Below are 6,877 nucleotides of genomic sequence, written 5' to 3'. Positions count from 1 at the left end.
TACAGCACTTTAAAGGGTAAAGTTACTGAGTGGATTTTAACCACTTAGATTGTGTAACTGCGGGGCACACAGAAAAAGCACCAAAGTCATAAACTTTAGTGCTCAACTCTAATTCAAAACCATTTAAATGATAGAATTTACGTTCAATGTATAAGGCTTCAACTCCTTTTCCGTTAATATTCTAGCAATATCATCTGTATTTGAAGTAACAAATAATTCTTCAGGAGTACGGCCACAACTAATAAATAATTTTTCGTTTTCTCCCTCTAACATCATGGCAGTTCCTGCTTCAAAGGTAAAGTCAAGAGTATTGGAACTAGAATTAATATAGTAGTCTTCCTCTAAATAAGTAATAAGATGAAAACCATCTTGTGACTTTAGATCCTTAAATTTAATATAATCTTTTCTTTCTTTCGGACCAAATAAGGATTCGAGTTTAGGCATCTCTTTCTCCATTACAATGACTAGATGGTCAATCTCTGCTAAATAAGTAATTTCTGTTTGTTCTGCTGTTATTAAATAGAATTCACTATTACCTACCTTTAGTAATATATGAAGACAACTAAAAACCTCCTTATATTCTGAAAGAGAATCAAATTCACCTGTAAATACCGACACATTTTTTGATTGGGATATGCGATTTAAATTTTTTAGTTTTGTTTGTATCGGAATAATATAATGCAGTTCTGATGACAATTCGTATTCACCTCACTAAAAACGGGTATCTTCGTAAATGCCACCACGTTTAATGTCTAAGTTAACCTTTAGTTTTCTATTCTTTCGTCTGGTGTATCGAATTTGATATTTTTTATCAGAAGAAGTATATCTTCTAAGAACATTCCCTTCTTTCTTTGTTTTTATTTTTTTTCCTTTCGAATAGTGTCTAAATATGCTCTTGGCTACTGCCTTTCCTCCAGGTAAATCAGTATTGGATTCTTCTGCCGTCATCATCATATTTGTATTCTGCAAAAGGAACGCTTTCTCCTTTTTTCGTAACGGATACGAGCTGATCGGCCGCATTCCATTCATCGGGGTCCTAGCTTACCATTTTTAATTATCAATTACGGGAAGCTCAGGGATCACCGCATGGTTCACCGCCAAAGAACAGTTCTCAACCCAACAGCGTTCTACAGTAATATTAACCGGAAAGATGACCAGATTCACCAAATCAGGCTTTCCGGAATGCCTGAAGCAAGCTACAAAGAGAATTTATAAAAAATTAGGGGTGAAAGATCCTTTAAAGAGATAATGCAGAATGGTCGGAAAAAGTTTGTAGGTGACCAAAGTAAAAACAGAAATCCCGTGATAGCGGGATTTCTAAGCATTTTTTCGAAAGTTGGGCAATATGTTCAGAGTTTAATGTGTAGGGGCTGTCCAAAAAAGCCCCCATTCTCGTGCCGTATTTCTATCCTACTTCCAACCTTTTTCATTGGAAAACGTTTCATAGTCTTTAGACGGGATATAATCAAATTCCTCTCCCGTCTTTTCCGCATATGCATCGCTCGCGAGGCTTAACAGTTCTTCAAAGCCCTCATCCTTTGGCATGAGACTCGGCTGTTTAAGGACCTTTTCATAAAACGTTTGCCCCTTTGCTACACAGAGACAACGGACGTAGAGAAAGTGATCAGGTGAAAAGTAGTCGTTGTCTCCTATGTAAGCCTGTTCGCCAATTTCGCGCGCGTGCTTTTCTGTGTCTAACATATATAGCTTGCGGGCGAGCGCTTCCTCAAACTGTTTTATCCGCTTTTCAGAAAAGCTCGCTAGCTTTGTCCTTGCTTCTTTCAATGGATCATCAGCGTCCAGCTGAATCAAATGGATTACTTCCCAAAAAGCCTTATTTGGTAAGCTCCTTTCTTCTTTGTTTCGCTGTTCTTCCTCTTTTCGATCCTCTTCTAGCATTTGTTCAAACGCTTTTGGGTCATGTTTTTCTAACCACCGATAATACGGGACATTGATTAATACAAACAAAGACCCATCAAACCCTATGTTTGTTTTTAGATGGCGTGTACTCTCCCATTCATTTAGCGGTTTATGGCCAATATGAATCAACCCTTCGACATCAATCTTCTCAACCCAGCTGATCGAATAGTCGTCATACGGGACATATAGCCTTTCGTCGTCCAGTTCCGGAATTTCACTGTCATAGTAGCTTGTTAAAAAGAAAAACAACTTGTATTCTCCTGCTGGATCTACTTTAAGAACTCGTATCGTTGAATAAAACCCATTTGGTGTTTTGTACGCATAAATATCGCCACTTTTCATTCCCACATACCCCTTTTTATTATCTAGGCATCGGACGTCTATGTTTTCCTGCAGACAAGTTAAGTTTTCCTTTGCGGCTAAGTCTATTCACATGTGCCTGCTCATATAAAAGCGCCCTTGATCGCCCATTGATATTTTTTTTGACTATCCGTGAACCATATAGATCTTTACCCCATTTGTTCACTTGACGCGTTGCTCGATAAGAATACCCTGCTTTACTAATTTTCCCAGAACTTATACCTACCTTAACAACTTGACCCGTTCGTCTTTCATAAATTTCATACAAATGATTCTTTGCTTTTGACTTCTTGCTATTCTTATGAACTTTCTTCGCAAACCCAACAGCCTTTTTCGCACCCTTAAGGTATCTGCCCGGGCCAAATCCGGATGCTACTGCCCATGCGATTTGTTTTTTGCTCTTTCCCGCTCTGTAGGCTTTATACCCGTCATAAGCTGCAAAGCCGGCATTCACCGCAAACCAGAACCATTTCCCATCCGGATCCACCATCATTACCGGATTATTATTCGCATACGTATACCCGTTTTGCGTCAGGATATCATCGTCATCGCCGGGATCCGGGTCTATTGACAGGAAGACGCCATGAGTCGGATGGTAATACCGGGCCATCAGGTAGTAAAGGCCGGTCTCCTCATCATATTGATACCCTGCATAGCGGAATGGATTTTCCAGTGCAATCCCGGTGCGTTTGGCCTCCAACGGATTGCCCCAGCTGTCGTAGGAATAGCTGGCAACGACTTTTCCTGATTGGTCCGTCAAGGCGATGACATCGCCGCGCGGGTTGTAATGGTAGGTATAGGTGGCCGTGACTGTGTTTCCGCTGTGTTTGTTCATGGCCAGCAATTGGCCGTCGGCACTGTAAACGTAAGAACGCTGCACCTGATCATTGGCGTTTGTTTCATACAGGACATTCAGGCTGTCGCCGTCATAGATGTAATTGGTGATGGTGCCGTTTACTTTCTTTTGGATTCTTCTGCCGTCATCGTCATATTTGTATTCTGCAAAAGGAGCGCTTTCTCCTTTTTTCTTGACGGATACGAGCTGATCGGCCGCATTCCATTGATAGGTGAACTTCCCGTCTTCAATCCGGTTCCCGTTTTGATCGTACCTGATGGCTTCGTTTCCGTAGGCAGTCAGCTGGTTGAGCATGTTATAGGTGGATGTTATAGCCGCCTGGCTGCCGATCTTCTGATAAATCCTGTTGCCGAATCCGTCATACTTGTATTCATTAACGGAGCCGTCCTTCTTTGTTTCGCGGACAAGCTGGTCCATATGGTCGTACGTGTATGTTTCTTTCTTCCCGTCATTGTAAAGAATCTCCGTACGGTTGCCGTTGGCATCATACGTGTATTTTTCATCAATAACGGTCGTCATCGCTCCGGTTGATGAGTCCACTTTGTTTGTGGACATGGAGATGACCTGTCCTGCCGGGTCATACACATAGGTGGTGCCGACACCGTTGGCGGGGGAGTAGGTTGTCACATTGCCCGATCTCATCTACTTTTGGGCTTGCATTATTCGTTCCCGAGAGGAAAGCTAATGTTTTCATTCATGACGCTCTGCATAGAGTACTGGATGCCTTCCATTCAGCGAATTTTGAAAATATTTATAAGGACTCAAGAGAATTCGGGAAGCAGTATCCGACTTAAGCTGGAACAGACTTCATTTTAAATACGGTCTCTTTTGTGTATACCGGACAGGCCAAAGAAGAAGGAGACTTTTGAAGGTAGTACGGGATACACAAAGAATCGACAGGACTTGAAACAAATCAAGATCGTAATAGGAATAATTGCATATGGAATTCCCATCTATGGGGAAGTCTGGTAGCAATCAAGATGATAAAAGGTGGATTGCCTATTTTCTTAGAGAAGTGAAAAGATGGTTCTCCCGGGGAAACGCTAGAAAAAGCAGTTTTTTATTACGGGTAAGTGCCTTTAAAGAATATTTAGTAGAAATGTCACAGAGAAAAGCGACTGTCTCTGTGACATTTTTATTTAAGATAATTAATCCACATAATTATTCGATAATAATTAGACCTGATGCATCATAATCAAATGATATATATGCTTTTGCTTTTGCAGTATCAACAAACAATTCATTTGTTTTAAAATTAAAAAAGCAGTAATCTAACACAGGATCAATTATAATAAACAAAATATCGTTTGCTTCTGCAGAAATAAATAAAAATTCTAGCAGTTCAATATTATTGAGAAAACTATTTTTTTCAGTTAATAGCTCCACATAATATTTATTAATGCCAACTTTATTGTTTGAATTCATTTCAATATTTGTTTCCTTTTCATTCACTACATCTCTTAAATCTTGTAGTTCTCTTTTTGTAACGATTATACCAATAAGAATTTGCTTATAATCTAAACTCCATAAAAAATTTTTAAAATCGATTTTACTTTCTATCTCACAATATAATATTCTTTTATAGTTGTACATCGAATAGTTTTGTAGTTTTTTTAAATTATGTATAGATTCACTACTTAGTTCATTTATTTGAAACATAGAATTCACTCCTTTTATTTAATAAGATGGTCTGCCTAAAAATTTAGCCAGACCATCGACATTATATATCCTAATTTATCCATTTAATTTTTTTCCGTCTTGGATAAATAACTCTATGCTTATGAATATTTTTCCCAAAATGAACATGCAAAACTTTACGATGAGAGCGTCTTTTTTTACCGTTTACCGTTTCTCTTATTTGGTGATAATCCAAAGAAAATTTTCTTCCTTTATTTTTTCCTGACCTTTTAATCACAGAAAACAATCTACCATCACTCTTACTATATCCTTTAACTCTATACGGGAATTTTTTGGCTATTCTTCCAGCTACTTTTAAGCGTGGACCTCCTATTGCTCCTAAAGCAGCCCCCCAAAAAGTGGCCCTAACTAACTTCCATCCTTTGACACCTTTTGATCTAGCAGTTATATAGGACGTTATTCCACCAAAGGCTGCTCCTGCAACCATCCATGCAGCTTTGCCATCCGGATCCACCATCATCACCAGATTATTATTCGCATACGTATACCCGTTTTGTGTCAGGATATCGTCTTCGTCACAGGTATCGGGGCCCATTGACAGGAAGACGCCATGCGTTGGATGGTAGTACCGTGCCATCAAGTAATATAGGCCCGTTTCTTCGTCATATTGATAGCCTGCATAGCGGAATGGATTTTCCAGTACAATTCCGGTCCGCTTTGTCTCCGACGGATTGCCCCAGCTGTCGTATGAGTAGCTGGGTACGACGTTTCCTGATTAGTCCGTCAAGGCAATGACATCGCCGCGCGGGTTGTAATGGTAGGTATAGGTCGCTGTGACTGTGTTTCCACTATGTTTGTTCATGGCCCAGCAATTGGCCGTCGGCGCTGTAGACATAAGATCGCTGAACCTGGTCATTGGCATTCGTTTTATACAGGACATTCAGGCTGCCGCCATCATAAATGTAATTGGTGATGGTGCCGTTTACTTTCTTTTGGATTCTTCTGCCGTCATCGTCATATTTGTATTCTGCAAAAGGAGCGCTTTCTCCTTTTTTCTTGACGGATACGAGCTGATCGGCGGCATTCCATTGGTAGGTGAACTTCCCGTCTTCAATCCGGTTCCCGTTTTGATCGTATTTGATCGTTTCGCTCCCGTAGGAAGTCAGCTGGTTGAGCATGTTATAGGTGGACGTAACGGCTGCCTGGCTGCCGATCTTTTGGTAAATCCGGGTGGTTCCGACACCGTTGGCATGGGAATAGGTTGTCATGTCACATTGTCCAATAAAAATAAATATAAATATAACATATATGAAATCCCCATCTAAAAACAGATGGGGATTATTTTGACACCTATCTTGCTAGGCCTAGACTTTATTATCCCGATAAAACCTACAAAGTATTTTAATAATGGAACCATCTCCAATCACACCAAGTGGATTTGGAATAAGGTTTGCTTCTTTCTCATCAATCTTGATACAGCTTGCTATATCCTTATTACTATCTCCTATACTTTTATAGTAGTTTCCCATAAATTGGGTTTTGTAAGGTATCAAATTGATTTCTTCTTGTGAGAATATTTTTTCTTTATAAGTAAAAACAAATTTCCATTGGTAGTTAATAATTGAATATATGCCTGAATTAGCAATCATTATGATTTTTTTTCTTTCTATGTGCTTACTGATCTCACTGACTTTAAGGGGATTCTCAGAAAAAATATCTAAATAAGCGATAAGTATGTCATCATCTTTTTTTTGCGTTAAATCTCCTTGTATCACAACACCATAAGTGTATTTTTGGATATCTTTAAGGGAAATCTCAAAGACTTGCCCCACATAAATGTTCTTAAAATATTTAGGTTTGATTTTGGTTTTAATTTTTACTTGTGTTAAAAGTACATCATTGAATTTTCTTTGATCATAATTCAAGATTTTTAGCAATTTTTTTTCTAATATCTCAATACTTTCTTGTGTATTCGCCCCCTGAATGCTTTTAAGTAAATATTCATTTAACATTTCAATATCAACTTTCATTTTTATAATCATTCCTTTCGCTACGCTCAAGGCACAACACCGCATGAAAATGAAGCATTATGCCTTTTATCTT

General features: G+C 38.9%; 8 protein-coding genes and 2 pseudogenes. All 10 read right to left on the bottom strand.

Annotated elements, in window-relative coordinates; translation table 11 throughout:
* Nucleotides 1-123: 123 nt before the first annotated feature.
* The 10 genes and pseudogenes from AB1L08_RS21045 to AB1L08_RS21000 all read right to left on the bottom strand — a co-directional run bounded on the left by AB1L08_RS21045 (nucleotide 124) and on the right by AB1L08_RS21000 (nucleotide 6,834).
* On the bottom strand, nucleotides 124-696 hold the full coding sequence (locus tag AB1L08_RS21045) for a hypothetical protein (RefSeq protein WP_413066571.1): 573 nt from the start codon (nucleotides 694-696) through the stop codon (nucleotides 124-126).
* A gap of 15 nt (nucleotides 697-711) precedes the next feature.
* Entirely contained in the window at nucleotides 712-969 is a 258-nt protein-coding gene (locus AB1L08_RS21040) for a hypothetical protein (protein ID WP_413066570.1), read from the bottom strand.
* A pseudogene (locus AB1L08_RS21035) lies at nucleotides 929-1,027 on the bottom strand (RHS repeat-associated core domain-containing protein); the annotation flags it as partial. The gene AB1L08_RS21040 and the pseudogene AB1L08_RS21035, both read right to left, overlap by 41 nt.
* 383 nt (nucleotides 1,028-1,410) lie before the next feature.
* The gene (locus AB1L08_RS21030; RefSeq protein WP_413066569.1) at nucleotides 1,411-2,262 is read right to left on the bottom strand and encodes a DUF4240 domain-containing protein; all 852 of its coding nucleotides are present in this window, start codon (nucleotides 2,260-2,262) and stop codon (nucleotides 1,411-1,413) included.
* A gap of 19 nt (nucleotides 2,263-2,281) precedes the next feature.
* A complete protein-coding gene (locus AB1L08_RS21025) occupies nucleotides 2,282-3,763 on the bottom strand; it encodes an RHS repeat-associated core domain-containing protein (RefSeq protein WP_413066568.1) in 1,482 nt (493 codons plus the stop codon).
* A gap of 534 nt (nucleotides 3,764-4,297) precedes the next feature.
* The gene (locus AB1L08_RS21020) at nucleotides 4,298-4,795 is read right to left on the bottom strand and encodes a hypothetical protein (protein WP_413066567.1); all 498 of its coding nucleotides are present in this window, start codon (nucleotides 4,793-4,795) and stop codon (nucleotides 4,298-4,300) included.
* Between the two features lie 70 nt (nucleotides 4,796-4,865).
* Nucleotides 4,866-5,288 (bottom strand): hypothetical protein, encoded by a 423-nt coding sequence (locus tag AB1L08_RS21015; RefSeq protein WP_413066566.1) that lies wholly within the window; start codon nucleotides 5,286-5,288, stop codon nucleotides 4,866-4,868.
* Nucleotides 5,289-5,333: 45 nt separating this feature from the next.
* Nucleotides 5,334-5,474: pseudogene (locus tag AB1L08_RS21010) on the bottom strand (RHS repeat-associated core domain-containing protein); the annotation flags it as partial.
* Nucleotides 5,475-5,622: 148 nt separating this feature from the next.
* On the bottom strand, nucleotides 5,623-6,042 hold the full coding sequence (locus tag AB1L08_RS21005; RefSeq protein ID WP_413066565.1) for a hypothetical protein: 420 nt from the start codon (nucleotides 6,040-6,042) through the stop codon (nucleotides 5,623-5,625).
* 96 nt (nucleotides 6,043-6,138) lie between these two features.
* The gene (locus AB1L08_RS21000; RefSeq protein ID WP_413066564.1) at nucleotides 6,139-6,834 is read right to left on the bottom strand and encodes a hypothetical protein; all 696 of its coding nucleotides are present in this window, start codon (nucleotides 6,832-6,834) and stop codon (nucleotides 6,139-6,141) included.
* Nucleotides 6,835-6,877 lie beyond the last annotated feature (43 nt).

Origin of the sequence: Siminovitchia jepli (assembly GCF_047228825.1) — a bacterium.
Lineage (GTDB): Bacteria > Bacillota > Bacilli > Bacillales > Bacillaceae_C > Siminovitchia.
This window is presented reverse-complemented; position numbering and strand designations above follow the sequence as displayed.